Consider the following 212-nt stretch of genomic DNA (forward strand, 5'->3'; position numbering starts at 1 on the left):
AGTCAATCACAAGCTAAACAAGACTTATTTGGTGGTTCTGAACCTGTTGAAGTTGATGAATCAGAACTTCCTTTCTAGAAAGGTGGTTACATGTACACAGAAGAAGAGAGAGAGCAAATTATCGACATCGTGGATAAAATGAGCTTATTAAGACAAGACTTTGACGGAGCTTTCGCTTGGATCAAGGAAAACGTATCAATGCCATTTGACTT

General features: G+C 38.2%; 1 protein-coding gene. It reads left to right on the forward strand.

Annotated elements, in window-relative coordinates; genetic code table 11:
- A partial coding sequence (locus tag L979_RS17145; protein ID WP_197052175.1) for a single-stranded DNA-binding protein occupies positions 1 to 78 on the forward strand: 78 nt, incomplete at its 5' end.
- Between the last annotated feature and the right edge of the window lie 134 nt (positions 79 to 212).

It is taken from the genome of Kocuria sp. ZOR0020, from assembly GCF_000800955.1.
Taxonomy (GTDB): Bacteria; Actinomycetota; Actinomycetes; order Actinomycetales; family Micrococcaceae; genus Kocuria; species Kocuria subflava.